We start from the raw sequence: 17,423 nt of genomic DNA on the forward strand, positions 1-17,423 counted from the left end.
TTTGGTCTGAAAACCGTCAAACCAGAACAAAATTCAGACAAAATAAAACGGCCCGCAGGCCGTTTTCACACAATCATTAGCAACATACTGGAAAAGCGCCAGCGGTTGCAAATAGGTTTTCAGGCGATGCTTCCTGCTCCACGGCATGGCGGTGACGCAAAAATCGTATCCTGCAAGCCTTCCCATTCCTTAATGGTGTAGGTGTGCAGCGCCAGCGCGTGGACCGTCGTGGACAGTTCAGCCGTTAATGTGCCGTAGATCATCCGATGACGATTTAAAAACCGTTCGCCTGCGAAGCGATCGCTAACCAGAACCACTTTAAAGTGGCTTTCGGAACCTGCCGGGACATTGTGACGATAACTCTCATCCACAACTTCGAGGAACACGGGTTGGAACGCTGCCCTTAATTTTTCTTCTATTTGCTCACGTATCATCATGAAAGATCTCCTCAAACCACGCTGAGATGTCACCCATCCCTTTAAATATTAGCCGCTTTTACCGGTTCCATTACACCATTACAACAAATATTTAGCCTTCGTCTGATTTTCAGCGTCAAACTCGTGAAGTTTACTGATTTATACATTCCGGAGATTGCAAAAAGCCGAAGTTTGTTCTCCATGCAGTCATAAAACGGACAACGCGATGAATTTACATGCGTTACCCACTTCCCCTCGCCGTTAGCGGTGTTATGATGGCGGGAATTTTTCACTTTCTCTGCTGAAGATTTACTGAGAGTCCGAACATGTTAAAAAAAATCCTCTTTCCGTTAGTCGCTATCTTTATGCTGGCAGGCTGCGCGACGCCGCCGACCACCATCGACGTGTCCCCGAAAATGACCCTGCCTCAGCAGGATCCAAGCCTGATGGGTGTGACCGTCAGTATTAACGGCGCCGACCAGCGTACGGATCAGGCGCTGGCGAAAGTCACCCGCGACAACCAGCTCGTCACCCTGACCGCCTCCCGCGATCTGCGCTTCCTGTTACAAGAAGTGCTGGAAAAACAGATGACCGCGCGCGGATATATGGTGGGTCCGAACGGTGCGGTTAACCTGCAAATCATTGTTAATCAGCTGTATGCCGACGTCTCCCAGGGCAACGTCCGCTATAACATCGCCACCAAAGCCGATATCGCCATCATCGCCACCGCGGCAAACGGCAACAAGATGACGAAAAACTATCGTGCCAGCTACTCCGTTGAAGGCGCCTTCACGGCGACCAACAAAAATATCGCTAACGCGGTTAACAGCGTGCTGACCGACACCATCGCGGATATGTCTCAGGACACCAGCGTCCACGACTTCATCAAGCAAAACGCACGTTAATATCTGCATCCTGACCCGGCCTCACGCCGGGTCAGTTTTCTGAGCCCATGTCCAGTCACTACTTACGTATTTTTCAGCAACCAAAATCAGCGATTTTGCTGATGCTAGGGTTCGCCTCCGGCTTACCGCTCGCGCTGACGTCCGGCACGCTTCAGGCGTGGATGACTGTCGAGAATATCGATCTTAAAACCATCGGTTTTTTCTCGCTTGTCGGTCAGGCTTACGTCTTTAAATTTCTCTGGTCGCCGGTCATGGACCGCTACACGCCGCCTTTTTTGGGCCGCCGTCGCGGTTGGCTGCTGACCACCCAGATCCTGCTTTTGATCTCCATCGCGGCGATGGGTTTCCTTGAGCCTGGCAGCCAGTTGCGCTGGATGGCGGCCCTCGCGGTCGTCATCGCCTTCTGTTCCGCCTCGCAGGACATTGTTTTCGACGCGTGGAAAACAGACGTCTTAGCCGCGGAAGAACGCGGCGCGGGTGCGGCGATCAGCGTGTTGGGGTATCGGTTGGGGATGTTAGTTTCGGGCGGACTTGCGCTGTGGATGGCCGACCGCTGGCTTGGCTGGCAGGGTATGTACTGGCTGATGGCGGCGCTGCTTATTCCCTGCATTATCTCAACGCTGCTGGCGCCGGAGCCAACCGACGCCATTCCGGTGCCCAAAACCCTTGAACAGGCCGTCGCCGCCCCACTGCGCGACTTTTTTGGCCGTAACAACGCCTGGCTGATTTTGCTGCTCATCATCCTTTATAAACTCGGCGACGCGTTTGCCATGAGCCTGACGACGACCTTTTTGATTCGCGGCGTCGGATTTGACGCCGGTGAAGTGGGCGTGGTGAACAAAACGCTGGGGTTACTGGCGACCATCGTCGGCGCGCTGTACGGCGGCATATTAATGCAGCGACTGACCCTGTTCCGCGCGTTGCTGATCTTCGGCATCCTGCAAGGGGTTTCTAACGCGGGATACTGGCTGCTGTCGGTCACTGATAAGCACATGTTCAGCATGGCAACGGCAGTATTCTTCGAAAACCTGTGCGGGGGGATGGGGACATCCGCGTTTGTCGCCTTGTTGATGACGCTGTGCAATAAGTCCTTTTCCGCTACCCAATTTGCGCTTCTTTCCGCGCTTTCTGCTGTGGGTCGCGTGTATGTCGGCCCGGTTGCAGGTTGGTTTGTTGAAGCGCACGGCTGGTCGACTTTTTATCTCTTCTCCGTTGTCGCTGCGCTACCCGGTCTGCTTCTGCTGCTGATATGCAAACAAACGCTGGAGTACACGCGAGAGAGCGAAAGCTTCCTGCCGCGTACGGAATTCCGTTCTGCTTACCGTCTGGCGCTGAAAATACTGATGGCGGGCTGCGCGATGTTGGGCGTCTGGCTGTTACTGCTGACGATGAATGCGCTGAACTTGTCCAACTTCACCTTCCTCGCCGGGCTACTGGAAGTGGCGGTGATCGTGGCAATCATTGGCGTTGTCGTGGGCGGCGTGCTGGATTATCTGGCGCTGCGCAAAACCCGTCTGGTGTAAGTGGCAGACATTATTTAGCCGTTGTAATCACCCTGCGCGATTATAACGGTTAAATAATCAACACTTGAGAAAAATAATATTTGTTGTTTTGTGCGCAATAGAAACTGGAAATTATTGACGCCTTTAATGTATTTTATTTTCCTTACTCGATTCAGCCAGAGCGCATTTATTTTTTGTATTTTGTTTGTCTCTTTTTTGATAATTAATTGTTAACCAATTGTTTTATTTTTGCATTGGTTATACCAATTGCCCTCCCGCCCCTTCCTCTTAGTCCCCTTTCGTTATAACGCGATGTTGCAACAGGTTCTTAATGCTATACTGACATATCTTGCAACATATGTGACACGTGCGGCAGAACCCGGTAACACAGATCCATTGATGTTTACAGTAATGTAACCTTCCCGTAAAATGCCCACACACTTTAAACGCCACCAGGTCCCGTGGAATTGAGGTCGTTAAATGAGACTCAGGAAATACAATAAAAGTTTGGGATGGTTGTCATTAATTGCAGGCACTGCATTACTCAGTGGCTGTAATTCTGCGCTGTTAGATCCCAAAGGACAGATTGGACTGGAGCAACGTTCACTGATACTGACGGCCTTTGGCCTGATGTTGATTGTCGTTATCCCTGCAATCTTGATGGCAATTGGTTTCGCCTGGAAGTATCGTGCGAGCAATAAAGATGCGAAGTACAGCCCGAACTGGTCACACTCCAATAAAGTGGAAGCTGTGGTCTGGACGGTGCCGATTCTGATCATCATTTTCCTTGCGGTACTTACCTGGAAAACCACTCACTCTCTTGAGCCAAGCAAACCGCTGGTGCATGACGAGAAGCCTATTACCATCGAAGTGGTTTCCATGGACTGGAAATGGTTCTTCATCTACCCGGAACAGGGCATTGCTACCGTGAATGAAATCGCCTTCCCGGCGAACACTCCGGTTTACTTCAAAGTGACCTCCAACTCCGTGATGAACTCCTTCTTTATTCCGCGTCTGGGTAGCCAGATTTATGCCATGGCCGGTATGCAGACTCGTCTGCACCTGATCGCCAACGAAGCCGGTACCTATGACGGTATCTCCGCCAGCTATAGCGGTCCAGGCTTCTCCGGTATGAAGTTTAAAGCTATCGCCACACCAGACCGCGCCGCATTCGACCAATGGGTTGCTAAAGCGAAACAATCTCCGAACACCATGAGCGACATGGCTGCGTTCGAGAAAGTGGCTGCGCCAAGCGAATACAACCAGGTGGAATATTTCTCCAACGTGAAACCGGATTTGTTTAAAGACGTCATTAACAAATTTATGGCTCACGGCAAGAGCATGGACATGACCCAACCGGAAGGTGAGCACAGCTCGCATGAAGGGATGGAAGGCATGGACATGAGCCACGCGGAAGCCGCTCACTAAGGGGCCGAGGAAGAAAACGATGTTCGGAAAATTATCACTGGATGCAGTCCCGTACCATGAACCCATTATCATGGTCACGATTGCTGGCATTATCATCGGTGGTCTGGCCTTACTGGGCTTAATCACTTACTTCGGTAAGTGGACCTACCTGTGGAAAGAGTGGCTAACGTCAGTTGACCACAAACGTCTTGGCATCATGTATGTCATCGTCGCTATCGTAATGTTACTGCGTGGCTTTGCCGACGCCATCATGATGCGTAGCCAACAGGCGCTGGCCTCGGCGGGCGAAGCGGGTTTCCTGCCGCCGCACCACTACGACCAGATCTTTACGGCTCACGGCGTGATCATGATCTTCTTCGTGGCCATGCCATTCGTTATCGGTCTGATGAACCTGGTGGTTCCCCTGCAGATCGGCGCGCGTGACGTTGCGTTCCCGTTCCTCAACAACCTGAGCTTCTGGTTCACCGTTGTTGGCGTAATCCTGGTTAACCTTTCTCTGGGGGTTGGTGAATTCGCACAGACCGGTTGGCTGGCCTATCCGCCGCTTTCGGGAATAGAGTACAGTCCAAGCGTCGGTGTCGATTACTGGATATGGGCTCTGCAGCTCTCCGGTATTGGGACAACGTTAACCGGTATCAACTTCTTCGTGACCATTCTGAAGATGCGTGCGCCGGGCATGACGATGTTCAAGATGCCGGTATTTACCTGGGCTTCGCTGTGCGCCAACGTGCTGATTATCGCCTCGTTCCCTATTCTGACAGTGACCATCGCGCTGCTGACCCTGGATCGCTATCTGGGCACCCATTTCTTCACCAATGATATGGGCGGCAACATGATGATGTACATCAACCTGATTTGGGCCTGGGGCCATCCGGAAGTGTACATTTTGATCCTGCCGGTGTTTGGGGTGTTCTCCGAGATCGCCGCGACATTCTCCCGTAAGCGTCTGTTTGGTTACACCTCGCTGGTGTGGGCGACAGTGTGTATTACCGTTCTGTCGTTCATCGTTTGGCTGCACCACTTCTTTACTATGGGTGCAGGCGCGAACGTCAACGCCTTCTTCGGTATTACCACCATGATTATCGCCATCCCGACCGGGGTGAAGATCTTCAACTGGCTGTTCACCATGTATCAGGGCCGTATCGTCTTCCATTCAGCGATGCTGTGGACGATTGGCTTTATCGTGACCTTCTCGGTCGGCGGTATGACCGGTGTTCTGCTGGCGGTACCGGGCGCGGACTTCGTTCTGCATAACAGTCTGTTCCTGATTGCGCACTTCCATAACGTCATCATCGGCGGCGTGGTCTTCGGGTGCTTCGCCGGTATGACCTACTGGTGGCCGAAAGCGTTTGGCTTCAAGCTGAACGAAACCTGGGGTAAACGCGCGTTCTGGTTCTGGATCATCGGTTTCTTCGTGGCGTTCATGCCGCTGTACGTGCTGGGCTTCATGGGGATGACCCGTCGTCTCAGCCAGCAGATCGATCCGCAGTTCCACCCGATGCTGATGGTTGCGGCTGTCGGTGCGGCGCTGATTGCGATTGGTATTCTGTGCCTCGTTATTCAGATTTACGTTTCTATCCGCGACCGCGAGCAGAACCGTGACCTGACCGGTGACCCGTGGGGTGGCCGTACGCTGGAGTGGGCAACCTCTTCTCCGCCTCCGTTCTATAACTTTGCCGTTGTGCCGCACGTTCACGAGCGTGACGCCTTCTGGGAAATGAAAGAAAAAGGCGAAGCGTACAAACAGCCTGCGCAGTATGAAGAAATTCATATGCCGAAAAACAGCGGCGCGGGCATTGTGATTGCCGCCTTCGCAACCCTCTTCGGTTTCGCCATGATCTGGCATATCTGGTGGCTGGCAATCGCAAGCTTCGCAGGCATGATCATCAGCTGGATTGTGAAGAGCTTTGACGAGGACGTGGATTACTACGTACCAGTCCGTGAAGTCGAAAAACTGGAAAACCAGCATTTCGATGAGATTTCTAAGGCAGGGCTGAAAAATGGCAACTGATACTTTAACGCACGCGACTGCCCACGCGCACGATCACGGGCACCACGACGCAGGTCAGAACAAAATCTTCGGATTCTGGATCTACCTGATGAGCGACTGCATTCTGTTCTCGATTCTGTTCGCAACCTATGCCGTTCTGGTGAACGGCACCGCGGGTGGCCCGACGGGTAAGGACATTTTCGAACTGCCGTTCGTTCTGGTTGAAACTTTCCTGCTGTTATTCAGCTCCATCACCTACGGCATGGCGGCGATCGCCATGCACAAGAACAACAAGAGCCAGGTGGTTTCCTGGCTGGCGTTGACCTTCTTGTTTGGCGCCGGGTTCATCGGGATGGAAATCTATGAATTCCATCACCTGATTGTTAACGGTATGGGTCCGGATCGCAGCGGTTTCCTGTCGGCGTTCTTTGCGCTGGTCGGTACCCACGGCCTGCACGTAACCTCTGGACTGATCTGGATGGCGGTACTGATGGTGCAAATCGCCCGTCGCGGCCTGACCAGTACTAACCGTACCCGCATTATGTGCCTGAGCCTGTTCTGGCACTTCCTGGATGTGGTGTGGATCTGCGTGTTCACTGTTGTTTATCTGATGGGGGCGATGTAATGAGTCATTCTAACGATCACGGCGGCGCGTCCCATGGCAGCGTAAAGACCTACATGACAGGCTTTATCCTGTCGATCATCCTGACGGTGATCCCGTTCTGGATGGTGATGACGGGGGCGGCTTCTCCAGGCGTTATTCTGGGGACAATCCTGGCAATGGCAGTGGTGCAGATTTTAGTGCATCTGGTGTGCTTCCTGCACATGAACACGAAGTCTGATGAAGGCTGGAACATGACGGCTTTTGTCTTTACCGTGCTGATCATCGCCATCCTGGTTGTCGGTTCCATCTGGATCATGTGGAACCTCAACTACAACATGATGATGCACTAAGAGCGGCGGTTATGATGTTTAAGCAATACCTGCAAGTAACGAAACCAGGCATCATCTTTGGCAACCTGATCTCGGTGATTGGGGGGTTCCTGCTGGCCTCCAAGGGCAGCATTGATTATCCCCTGTTTATCTACACGTTGGTTGGGGTGTCACTGGTTGTGGCGTCGGGTTGTGTATTTAACAACTACATCGACAGGGATATCGACAGGAAGATGGAAAGGACCAAAAACCGGGTGCTGGTTAAGGGCCTGATTTCTCCTGCTGTCTCGCTGGTGTACGCCACCCTGCTGGGTATTGCTGGCTTCATGCTGCTGTGGTTTGGCGCGAATCCTCTGGCCTGCTGGCTGGGCGTGATGGGCTTTGTGGTCTATGTAGGCGTCTACAGCCTGTATATGAAGCGCCATTCTGTTTACGGTACGCTGATTGGTTCTCTCTCCGGCGCTGCGCCGCCGGTGATTGGCTACTGCGCCGTGACCGGCGACTTCGACAGCGGCGCGCTGATTCTGCTGGCGATTTTTAGCCTGTGGCAGATGCCGCACTCGTATGCCATCGCCATTTTCCGCTTTAAGGATTATCAGGCGGCAAACATCCCGGTTCTGCCGGTGGTGAAAGGTATTTCGGTGGCGAAAAACCACATTACGCTGTACATCATCGCCTTTGCGATCGCCACGCTGATGCTCTCGCTGGGCGGTTACGCCGGGTATAAATACCTGGTGGTCGCGGCGGCGGTGAGCGTCTGGTGGTTAGGAATGGCGCTGCGCGGCTATAAAGTGGAAGACGATCGCGTCTGGGCGCGCAAGCTGTTCGGCTTTTCAATCATCGCCATTACCGCGCTTAGCGTAATGATGTCCGTCGACTTTATGGTGCCGGATTCGCACAGCCTGCTGACTTACGTCTGGTAAGACAGCCTTGCGCTAACTCACGTTGAAAAGGGTGCTTCGGCACCCTTTTTTAATGGTCGGCTTGTATTCCTGATGGCGCTTCGCTTATCAAAGGTCAATCATAAAGCCATTTTCCCATTTTTGCTGACTCAATAATCATCTCTACGGTAAGTGGTTTCAGCTCTCTCTCTGGAGGCTCCTGTTTCCAGAAGGGATATTCTGTGACAATATAATTACTTCCATCAAAGTTTGAACACTCGATACCAAAATGTTCAAATAAATCAGCTATAAAATCATAGGCATCCTCTGGTAAAAACTCAAAATCATCCGTTAAATTCCATTCTTTCGTCACTTGCTTCAGACCAGGCCTAAACCAATGCTCCCTGACAGGATACTTCTCCATAATGTATTCAATAACTTCAGCCTCGAAGTTTCTCATTAGAAGGATGTCCACTGTATACGATCTTTAGGTCTCGCTATGAGGTTGTATTGACTACGGGTATTTCTTGTCACAACAAACAACATCACCAGAAGTTGCGCATGACCGACAAAAGGAATCCACCGGCCAATGAAGGTCGCGATTTGATTTGTGGGAACCATTTTCAAATTTGCCGATCATTCCAGGCATCACTGTAGATAATATTTCCATCACAGTGCTTCCAGGTGATTTTCTCGTAGCGCAACTCTATTGTCTCAAGGTGATTGCTGTTCTGGTCTTCAGGCGCCGCCATCGTGGGATAAACTGAAACATGCGCACACCTTCAAGCAGCATGTTGAAATACTCCACCTCCATCCCGGCATCATTAGACTTATACCAGCGTATCTCGGCAGATTTTAAACTCTGCCCTGTCGCGACGGCCTTGTATAAATACGGGCTGGAATAGCCATTTTCTTTCTCTCTTTCATCTCCATGATGAGATTCGGGAAAAAGAATACTTTTGCAATTATGAAAAGTAAATTAGTTACACAAGTAACAAACCCTTTTATGTCTCTTCACAATTCTACATATCGTAGTGGTTTACCCTGTTACCTCGCCGCTTTACACTAGGCGCGACATTAAGACAGAGGTGGGAATGAACGATTATAAAATGACGCCGGGCGAGTTGCGCGCCACCTGGGGTTTAGGGACCGTTTTTTCATTGCGCATGCTTGGCATGTTTATGGTCCTGCCGGTTCTGACCACATACGGCATGGCATTTCAGGGTGCCAGTGAAGCGTTGATTGGTATCGCGATTGGTATTTACGGCCTCGCGCAGGCGATATTTCAAATTCCGTTTGGACTGCTTTCCGACCGTGTTGGCCGTAAACCACTCATTGTCGGCGGGTTGGCCATCTTTGTTTTAGGCAGCATTATCGCCGCCCTCTCCCACTCCATCTGGGGGATTATTTTAGGGCGGGCGCTTCAGGGCTCCGGAGCGATCGCCGCCGCCGTGATGGCGTTGCTGTCCGATCTCACCCGCGAACAAAACCGCACCAAGGCGATGGCGTTTATCGGCGTCAGCTTTGGCATCACCTTCGCTATCGCCATGGTGCTTGGCCCGATAATCACCCACGCGCTGGGGCTGAACGCCCTGTTCTGGATGATCGCTGTTCTCGCCACTACCGGTATTGTGTTGACAATCTGGGTCGTGCCAAACAGCACTACCCATGTGCTAAACCGCGAGTCCGGTATGGTGAAAGGCAGCTTCCGGAAAGTGCTGGCTGAACCTAAGCTGTTGAAACTTAACTTCGGTATTATGTGTCTGCACATTCTGCTGATGTCGACTTTTGTCGCCTTACCCGGTCAACTCGCAGACGCCGGGTTGCCTGCCGCCGAGCACTGGAAAGTCTATCTGGTCACGATGCTGATCTCTTTTGCCTCCGTGGTGCCCTTTATTATTTACGCCGAAGTGAAGCGCAAAATGAAGCGGGTATTCCTGCTCTGCGTGGCGTTGATTGTGATTGCGGAGATCGTGCTGTGGGGCGCGGGAAATCATTTCTGGGAGCTGATTATTGGCGTCCAGATTTTCTTCCTTGCCTTTAATCTGATGGAAGCCCTTCTGCCTTCGCTCATCAGTAAAGAGTCACCAGCGGGCTATAAAGGCACAGCGATGGGTGTCTATTCCACCAGCCAGTTCCTCGGCGTGGCGATTGGCGGCTCGCTGGGCGGTTGGGTCGACGGCATGTTCGATGGACAAACCGTTTTCCTCGTCGGCGCGCTGTTAGCCGTTGTCTGGCTGGCGGTCGCCAGCACAATGAAAGAACCGCCTTATGTCAGCAGCCTGCGGGTAGAAATCCCGTCCGATATCGCCGCCGATGACACATTAAAGCAGCGTCTGTTGGCAACTGATGGCGTGAGCGAGGTGCTGATCGCGGAAAATGAGCATTCTGCGTATGTTAAGATCGACAGTAAAGTGACGAACCGTTTTGAGGTTGAGCAGGCTATCAGGCTAGCGTGATGGTTGCCGGATGGGGGTTATCGCCGATCCCATCCGGCATAAACGCTTAATCGCGGAAGTTTTTGAACTGGAACGGCTGACCTAAATCCCCGCCACGCACCAGCGCCATAACGGACTGAAGATCGTCGCGGGATTTACCGGTTACGCGAATTTCATCACCCTGAATCTGCGCCTGCACCTTCAGCTTGCTGTCTTTGATCAGCTTAACGATTTTTTTCTGCACCGCGCTTTCAATGCCCTGCTTCAGCTTCGCTTCCACAAACCAGGTTTTGCCGCTGTGCACAAACTCTTCCGGTACATCCAGCGAAGCCCCTTCAATGCCGCGTTTCAGCAGTTTGGCACGCAAAATGTCCAGCAACTGGTTCACCTGGAAGTCGGACTCACTCAGCACTTTGATGGTTTTATTCGCGTCGTTCAGCTCAATACTGGCCTCTACGCCGCGAAAATCGAAACGCGACTCGACTTCACGAACCGCGTTATCTACGCCGTTACGCGCTTCCTGCAGATCAACCTCGGAAACAATATCGAAAGATGGCATCTTTTCTTCTCCCTTCATTTTCGTTGCGTTGCATAATACCTGCAACGAGGCTTAACGAGAAGCTTAGCTGATGGCGCTATACTTAGGCCATAACACCTGGCGCAGTTGCAGGTGAGGAGGAACAATGAAAGTAACAGTGCTTGGATGCGGCGCCCTGGGTCAACTCTGGCTTACAGCGTTGTGCAAACAGGGACATGACGTTCAGGGTTGGCTGCGTATTCCCCAGCCCTATTGCAGTGTGAATGTGATCGAGACCGACGGTTCGATTTTTAACGAATCTCTGACGGCGAACGACCCGGAGTTTCTTGCCGATAGCGATCTGCTGCTGGTTACCCTGAAAGCCTGGCAGGTTTCCGACGCCGTAAAAGCGTTGGCAGCCATGTTACCCGTCAGTACGCCTGTTCTGTTGATTCACAACGGTATGGGTACCATTGAGGAGCTGAAATCGCTCCGCCAGCCGCTGCTGATGGGCACCACCACCCACGCGGCGCGTCGCGATGGCAACGTCATCATCCACGTTTCCAGCGGCACCACGCATATTGGTCCAGCCCGGGAGCAGGATGGCGACTACAGTTATCTTGCGGATACATTGCAATGCGCGCTGCCTGACGTCGCCTGGCACAACACGATTCGCGCGGAGCTGTGGCGGAAGCTGGCGGTAAATTGCGTGATCAATCCGCTCACCGCGTTGTGGAACTGCCCAAACGGCGAGCTTCGCCATCATTCCGACGAGGTCGCGTTGATTTGTCGGGAAGTCGCGGCGGTGATTGAACGGGAAGGTCATCATACGTCAGAGGACGATTTACGCTATTATGTCGAACAAGTCATTGAGAGTACGGCAGAAAACATATCTTCCATGTTGCAGGATATACGGGCGATGCGGCATACCGAAATTGATTACATCACCGGTTATCTGCTGAAACGCGCCCGGGCGCACGGCATCACTGTGCCGGAAAATAGCCGCCTGTTTGAATTAGTGAAACGAAAGGAGAGTGAGTATGAGCGCATCGGCACTGGTCTGCCTCGCCCCTGGTAGTGAAGAGACCGAAGCGGTCACTACCATCGACCTGTTAGTGCGTGGCGGTATTAACGTCACCACGGCGAGCGTCGCCAGCGATGGCAATCTCACGATTGTGGGTTCCCGTGGCGTTAAACTGCTGGCAGACGCGCCGCTGGTTGAAGTCGCCGACGGCGATTATGATGCGATCGTTTTACCCGGCGGCATTAAGGGTGCGGAATGCTTTCGCGACAGTCCGCTGCTGGTGGAAACGGTCAAACAGTTCCACCGCTCCGGGCGCATTGTCGCCGCTATTTGCGCGGCCGCTGCGACCGTGCTGGTTCCACATGATATTTTCCCCATCGGCAATATGACCGGCTTTCCGGCACTGAAAGATAACATCCCCGCCGAACAGTGGCAGGACAAGCGCGTCGTATGGGACGCACGTGTGAAGCTGTTAACCAGCCAGGGGCCGGGGACCGCCATCGACTTTGGGTTGAAAATTATTGATCTGCTGGTTGGACGTGAAAAAGCCCACGAAGTGGCGTCACAACTGGTGCTGGCGGCGGGCATTTACAACTATTACGAGTAAGCGGGTAAAAGCCGGGTGGCAGTTGTGCCTTCCCGGCCTAATAAGTGATCTGTATTATCGACCCGGTAAGCGCTGCGCCACCGGGCAATCAATTACGGACGGTAAACCTTCACGTTCTCAAAGCCCTGCTCGCGCAGATAAAGCGCCTGCAGGCGGCTCATCACGCCGCGCTCGCACCACAGCAGCCAGGTTTTGCTCTGATCGAGATCGCCGAATTTGGTGCTCAGCTTGTAGAACGGCAGGGAAACCACATCCACGCCTTCCACCTTCAGCGGTTTGTCGTCCTGCTCATCGATGGAGCGGATATCGAGGATCGCGTCGTTCGGGCCGAAGCCGCTGACGGTCTCCACTTCAACCACCTCCTGCTCGGTCTGTTGGGCGATCTCGCGGATATCAACGTTGCTGGCTTCCGCCACCACGTTATCAAGAATGCTGAAATCGAAGTTCTCTTCTTCCGCTTCAATTTTCGCCTTGATGGCTTTCACCGTCGGACTTTTTGAGATCACGCCGCAGTATTCCGGCATCGTGCGGGCGAAATCTTCGGTACCAATTTCGCGGGCGATATTGATGATGTGCTCTTTGTCGTATGCGATCAACGGACGAAGAATCAGGGTATCAGAGACATTATCAATCAAACGCAGGTTGGTCAGCGTCTGACTGGAAACCTGCCCCAGCGCTTCGCCCGTCACCAGCGCCTGCACACCATACCGCTCCGCCACTTTTGACGCTGCGCGCACCATCATGCGCTTAAGCACGACGCCCATCTGGCCATCGTCGACCTTTTCGAGGATCTCACCGACCACCGGCTCAAAGTTAATGGCGACAAAGCGGACGCGGTGCGAACTGCCGTAACGGTTCCACAGGTAATGCGCCACCTGGCGAACACCGATTTCATGCGCCGCGCCGCCAAGATTAAAGAAGCAGTAATGTACGCGGCAGCCGCGACGCATCAACATGTAACTGGAAACGCCAGAGTCAAAACCGCCTGAAATCAGCGACAGCACGTCTTCCTGGGTACCGATCGGGAAACCGCCAATCCCTTCATAGCGACCTTTGATGATCAGCAGACGGTCATCTTCAACTTCAAGATGCACCGTTACATCCGGGTTGGTCAGCTTCACGCGCGCAGATTCAATATGCTGATTTAATCCGCCGCCCACGTAACGTTCCACTTCGATGGAGCTAAACGCATGCTTACCGCGACGCTTCACACGTACGCAGAAGGTTTTACCTTCCAGACGGTCGCGGTACTCCACCAGCGCTTTCTCGAAGATATCGTGCAGGTCGGTGAACGGCACATCTTCCACTTCAAGGATATGGTGGATACCCGGAATGCGGGTCAGCGCATCGCGAATCATCAGGCGCTGGCTTTCATCCTTAGCGCGAACTTCGATGTTATCCCAGTGGCGAACGACAGCGAGGGTCTCATCATAGTGCTTTAAAACGTTACGAATGTTCCCGGTCAGAATTTTTATAAAGCGCAAACGCACAGATTGGCTTTTGATAGTGATTTCCGGGAACAATTTAATGATAAACTTCATGGCGGCAATGGTTCTTAAGCAAGCCATCAAAGGCTTGTATTGGAGAATAGTACAGCAGCCCAAACATGAAGCTGCATCCAGGCGCGGGAGTATACCATCAACCGGCCCGTCCTGTGCACATCCCCTTACCATTGTGCGTTATTTGCTTATCAGTGCGAGTCCGTTACCATAGTCTTGTGCTGCCATTACTGAGAGTCAGACATTCATTATGCCGAAGAAAAACGAGGCGCCCGTCAGCTTTGAAACATCGCTGAACGAGCTGGAGCAAATTGTAACCCGTCTGGAAAGCGGCGATCTGCCGCTTGACGAGGCGCTGAACGAATTTGAACGTGGCGTGCAACTGGCGCGTCAGGGCCAGGTTAAGCTGCAGCAGGCTGAACAGCGCGTGCAGATCCTGCTGTCTGACAACGAAGACGCAGAGACGACGCCTTTTACACCGGATAACGCGTAAATGGATTTTACCCAGCAGCTACAGGCTTGCGTGGAGCAGGCCAATCAGGCGCTAAACCGTTTTATCGCTCCACTGCCCTTTCAGAACACTCCCGTGGTCGAAACCATGTTGTATGGCGCATTATTAGGGGGTAAACGCCTGCGCCCGTTTTTGGTTTACGCCACCGGCCAGATGTTTGGCGTCAGCAAGGGTACGCTGGACGCCCCGGCCGCCGCCGTTGAGTGCATTCACGCCTATTCGCTCATTCACGACGATTTACCGGCGATGGATGACGACGATTTGCGCCGCGGCCTGCCGACCTGCCACGTCAAATTTGGCGAAGCGAACGCCATTCTCGCTGGCGACGCCCTGCAAACGCTGGCGTTTTCCATCATCAGCGACGCGCCGATGCCGGAAGTGAGCGACCGCGATCGCATCGCGATGATTTCCGAACTGGCGAACGCCAGTGGGATTGCGGGGATGTGCGGCGGTCAGGCGCTCGATCTGGACGCTGAAGGTAAGCAGGTGCCGCTGGACGCGCTGGAGAAAATCCACCGCCATAAAACCGGCGCATTGATCCGCGCCGCAGTGCGCCTGGGCGCGTTAAGCGCGGGCGAAAAAGGGCGAAACGCCCTGCCGATACTCGACAAATACGCAGAAAGTATCGGCCTGGCCTTCCAGGTTCAGGATGACATTCTGGATGTGGTGGGCGATACTGCAACGTTGGGTAAACGCCAGGGTGCCGACCAGCAGCTTGGCAAAAGTACCTATCCTGCACTTCTGGGTCTTGAGCAAGCCCGGAATAAAGCCCGGGATTTAATCGAAGAGGCCCGTCAGTCATTAAACCAGCTGGCCGTTCAGTCTCTCGATACCTCGGCACTGGAAGCGCTAGCGGACTACATAATCCAGCGTGATAAATAAACAACCAATCCTATGGGCTTGCGATGAGTTTTGATATAGCCAAATACCCTACCCTGGCACTGGTCGACTCCACCCAGGAGTTACGCCTTTTACCCAAAGAGAGTCTGCCGAAACTCTGCGACGAACTGCGCCGCTATCTTCTCGACAGCGTCAGTCGTTCCAGCGGACACTTCGCCTCCGGGCTGGGCACGGTGGAACTCACCGTGGCGCTGCATTATGTCTATAACACGCCGTTTGACCAGCTTATCTGGGACGTGGGCCATCAGGCTTATCCGCACAAAATTCTCACGGGTCGCCGCGATAAAATCGGCACCATCCGCCAGAAAGGCGGCTTGCACCCATTCCCATGGCGCGGTGAGAGCGAATACGACGTCCTGAGCGTCGGTCACTCTTCGACATCTATCAGCGCAGGAATTGGCATTGCCGTCGCCGCCGAAAAAGAGGGAAAAGATCGCCGCACCGTGTGCGTGATTGGCGACGGTGCGATCACCGCCGGTATGGCGTTTGAAGCAATGAACCACGCGGGCGATATCAAGCCGGACATGCTGGTGATCCTCAACGACAACGAAATGTCGATTTCCGAAAACGTCGGCGCGCTCAATAATCACCTGGCGCAGCTGCTTTCCGGCAAGCTCTACTCCTCGTTGCGTGAAGGCGGCAAGAAGGTCTTTTCTGGCGTACCGCCGATTAAAGAACTCCTGAAGCGCACAGAAGAACATATCAAAGGCATGGTGGTGCCGGGCACGCTGTTTGAAGAGCTGGGCTTTAACTATATCGGCCCTGTGGATGGTCACGACGTACTGGGACTTATCACGACGCTCAAGAATATGCGCGATCTGAAAGGTCCGCAGTTTCTGCACATCATGACCAAAAAAGGGCGTGGCTATGAGCCTGCCGAAAAAGATCCGATCACGTTCCATGCAGTGCCGAAATTCGATCCCTCCAGCGGCTGCCTGCCGAAAAGCAGCGGCGGCCTGCCGAGCTATTCGAAAATCTTTGGCGACTGGCTGTGCGAAACCGCAGCGAAAGACAGCAAGCTCATGGCGATCACCCCGGCCATGCGCGAAGGTTCCGGCATGGTCGAATTTTCGCGTAAATTCCCGGATCGCTATTTTGACGTCGCGATCGCCGAACAACATGCGGTAACCTTTGCCGCCGGTCTGGCGATTGGCGGCTACAAGCCGGTGGTGGCGATTTACTCCACCTTCCTGCAACGCGCCTACGATCAGGTTATTCATGACGTGGCGATCCAGAAGTTGCCGGTGATGTTTGCCATTGACCGCGCCGGGATTGTCGGCGCCGACGGGCAGACCCACCAGGGGGCGTTCGATCTCTCGTATCTGCGCTGCCTGCCGGATATGATTATCATGACCCCCAGCGATGAAAACGAATGCCGCCAGATGCTGTTTACTGGCTATCACTACAGCGAAGGTCCGACCGCGGTCCGCTATCCGCGCGGCAACGCGCTGGGCGTTGAGCTGACGCCGCTGGAGAAGCTGCCGATCGGCAAAGGCGTGGTGAAACGTCACGGTAAAAAACTGGCCATCCTGAACTTCGGTACGCTGATGCCGGAAGCGGAAAAGGCCGCGGAATCGCTTAACGCAACCCTGGTGGATATGCGTTTTGTGAAGCCGCTGGACGACGCGCTGATTCTGGAAATGGCTGCCCAGCACGACGTGTTGGTGACGCTGGAGGAAAACGCCATTATGGGCGGCGCGGGCAGCGGCGTGAACGAGGTGCTGATGGCGCATCGTAAGCCGGTGCCAGTACTGAACATCGGCCTGCCGGACTTCTTTATCCCGCAGGGCACTCAGGATGAGGCGCGCGCCGAACTGGGGCTTGATGCCGCTGGCATTGAAGCCAAAATCAAGGCCTGGCTGGCATAATCGT

At 53.5% G+C, this 17,423-nt stretch carries 17 protein-coding genes and 2 pseudogenes; 13 read left to right on the forward strand and 6 right to left on the reverse strand.

All coding sequences use genetic code 11. From position 1 onward, the window contains the following. Positions 1 to 119 precede the first annotated feature (119 nt). Entirely contained in the window at positions 120 to 437 is a 318-nt protein-coding gene (bolA, locus tag OOJ60_RS15665) for a transcriptional regulator BolA (protein ID WP_042285914.1), read from the reverse strand. 305 nt (positions 438 to 742) lie between these two features. On the opposite strand from bolA, the gene OOJ60_RS15670 reads away from it, so the two are divergent. The 7 genes from OOJ60_RS15670 to cyoE all read left to right on the forward strand — a co-directional run bounded on the left by OOJ60_RS15670 (position 743) and on the right by cyoE (position 8,097). Beyond that, positions 743 to 1,321 carry a lipoprotein gene (locus OOJ60_RS15670; protein WP_042285918.1) on the forward strand — a complete coding sequence of 193 codons (579 nt, stop codon included), beginning with the start codon at positions 743 to 745 and terminating at the stop codon, positions 1,319 to 1,321. A gap of 47 nt (positions 1,322 to 1,368) precedes the next feature. Further along, a complete protein-coding gene (gene ampG, locus OOJ60_RS15675) occupies positions 1,369 to 2,844 on the forward strand; it encodes a muropeptide MFS transporter AmpG (protein ID WP_181821868.1) in 1,476 nt (491 codons plus the stop codon). Positions 2,845 to 3,303: 459 nt separating this feature from the next. After that, positions 3,304 to 4,251: a cytochrome o ubiquinol oxidase subunit II gene (gene cyoA / locus OOJ60_RS15680; protein ID WP_042285924.1), complete on the forward strand. Its 948-nt coding sequence runs from the start codon at positions 3,304 to 3,306 to the stop codon at positions 4,249 to 4,251. 19 nt (positions 4,252 to 4,270) lie between these two features. Continuing rightward, complete coding sequence (cyoB, locus tag OOJ60_RS15685; protein WP_042285926.1) at positions 4,271 to 6,262, forward strand: cytochrome o ubiquinol oxidase subunit I; 1,992 nt, start codon at positions 4,271 to 4,273, stop codon at positions 6,260 to 6,262. Beyond that, positions 6,252 to 6,866: a cytochrome o ubiquinol oxidase subunit III gene (locus tag OOJ60_RS15690; protein WP_042285929.1), complete on the forward strand. Its 615-nt coding sequence runs from the start codon at positions 6,252 to 6,254 to the stop codon at positions 6,864 to 6,866. The genes cyoB and OOJ60_RS15690 overlap by 11 nt, the downstream gene beginning before the upstream one ends. Then, entirely contained in the window at positions 6,866 to 7,195 is a 330-nt protein-coding gene (locus OOJ60_RS15695) for a cytochrome o ubiquinol oxidase subunit IV (RefSeq protein ID WP_012904838.1), read from the forward strand. Before OOJ60_RS15690 ends, OOJ60_RS15695 begins: the two co-directional genes overlap by 1 nt. Before the next feature lie 11 nt (positions 7,196 to 7,206). Continuing rightward, positions 7,207 to 8,097: a heme o synthase gene (gene cyoE, locus OOJ60_RS15700; RefSeq protein ID WP_082636756.1), complete on the forward strand. Its 891-nt coding sequence runs from the start codon at positions 7,207 to 7,209 to the stop codon at positions 8,095 to 8,097. Positions 8,098 to 8,191: 94 nt separating this feature from the next. Here the strand turns inward: cyoE and OOJ60_RS15705 are convergent, their stop codons facing one another. From OOJ60_RS15705 to OOJ60_RS15710, 3 genes and pseudogenes are all read right to left on the reverse strand, one after another. Beyond that, a complete protein-coding gene (locus OOJ60_RS15705; RefSeq protein WP_205612858.1) occupies positions 8,192 to 8,515 on the reverse strand; it encodes a DUF1493 family protein in 324 nt (107 codons plus the stop codon). After that, positions 8,515 to 8,688: pseudogene (locus tag OOJ60_RS24865) on the reverse strand (STM2901 family protein); the annotation flags it as partial. The pseudogene OOJ60_RS24865 and the gene OOJ60_RS15705, both read right to left, overlap by 1 nt. Continuing rightward, positions 8,679 to 8,971, reverse strand: a pseudogene (locus OOJ60_RS15710) (Hcp family type VI secretion system effector); the annotation flags it as partial. The pseudogenes OOJ60_RS15710 and OOJ60_RS24865, both read right to left, overlap by 10 nt. A gap of 178 nt (positions 8,972 to 9,149) precedes the next feature. On the opposite strand from OOJ60_RS15710, the gene OOJ60_RS15715 reads away from it, so the two are divergent. Further along, positions 9,150 to 10,514 (forward strand): MFS transporter, encoded by a 1,365-nt coding sequence (locus OOJ60_RS15715; RefSeq protein WP_205612859.1) that lies wholly within the window; start codon positions 9,150 to 9,152, stop codon positions 10,512 to 10,514. A gap of 46 nt (positions 10,515 to 10,560) precedes the next feature. Here OOJ60_RS15715 and OOJ60_RS15720 read toward each other — a convergent pair whose 3' ends face one another. After that, complete coding sequence (locus OOJ60_RS15720) at positions 10,561 to 11,052, reverse strand: YajQ family cyclic di-GMP-binding protein (RefSeq protein WP_042285941.1); 492 nt, start codon at positions 11,050 to 11,052, stop codon at positions 10,561 to 10,563. 124 nt (positions 11,053 to 11,176) lie between these two features. Between OOJ60_RS15720 and panE the strand changes: the two genes are divergently transcribed. Continuing rightward, positions 11,177 to 12,088 carry a 2-dehydropantoate 2-reductase gene (gene panE, locus OOJ60_RS15725; RefSeq protein WP_205612860.1) on the forward strand — a complete coding sequence of 304 codons (912 nt, stop codon included), beginning with the start codon at positions 11,177 to 11,179 and terminating at the stop codon, positions 12,086 to 12,088. Beyond that, on the forward strand, positions 12,051 to 12,641 hold the full coding sequence (gene yajL / locus OOJ60_RS15730; RefSeq protein WP_205612861.1) for a protein deglycase YajL: 591 nt from the start codon (positions 12,051 to 12,053) through the stop codon (positions 12,639 to 12,641). The genes panE and yajL overlap by 38 nt, the downstream gene beginning before the upstream one ends. 92 nt (positions 12,642 to 12,733) lie before the next feature. Here yajL and thiI read toward each other — a convergent pair whose 3' ends face one another. After that, positions 12,734 to 14,182 carry a tRNA uracil 4-sulfurtransferase ThiI gene (gene thiI / locus OOJ60_RS15735; RefSeq protein WP_042285947.1) on the reverse strand — a complete coding sequence of 483 codons (1,449 nt, stop codon included), beginning with the start codon at positions 14,180 to 14,182 and terminating at the stop codon, positions 12,734 to 12,736. 208 nt (positions 14,183 to 14,390) lie between these two features. On the opposite strand from thiI, the gene xseB reads away from it, so the two are divergent. Genes xseB through dxs form a run of 3 tightly spaced genes read left to right on the forward strand, consistent with a single transcriptional unit; the run spans position 14,391 to position 17,419 of the window. Continuing rightward, positions 14,391 to 14,633, forward strand: a complete 243-nt coding sequence (gene xseB / locus OOJ60_RS15740; protein ID WP_042285949.1) for an exodeoxyribonuclease VII small subunit — start codon at positions 14,391 to 14,393, stop codon at positions 14,631 to 14,633. Further along, entirely contained in the window at positions 14,634 to 15,533 is a 900-nt protein-coding gene (ispA, locus tag OOJ60_RS15745; RefSeq protein ID WP_042285951.1) for a (2E,6E)-farnesyl diphosphate synthase, read from the forward strand. A gap of 23 nt (positions 15,534 to 15,556) precedes the next feature. Beyond that, positions 15,557 to 17,419, forward strand: a complete 1,863-nt coding sequence (dxs, locus tag OOJ60_RS15750) for a 1-deoxy-D-xylulose-5-phosphate synthase (RefSeq protein WP_205612862.1) — start codon at positions 15,557 to 15,559, stop codon at positions 17,417 to 17,419. The last annotated feature ends 4 nt before the right edge of the window (positions 17,420 to 17,423 follow it).

It is taken from the genome of Citrobacter sp. R4 (assembly GCF_026719175.1).
Taxonomy (GTDB): domain Bacteria; phylum Pseudomonadota; class Gammaproteobacteria; order Enterobacterales; family Enterobacteriaceae; genus Citrobacter_A; species Citrobacter_A sedlakii.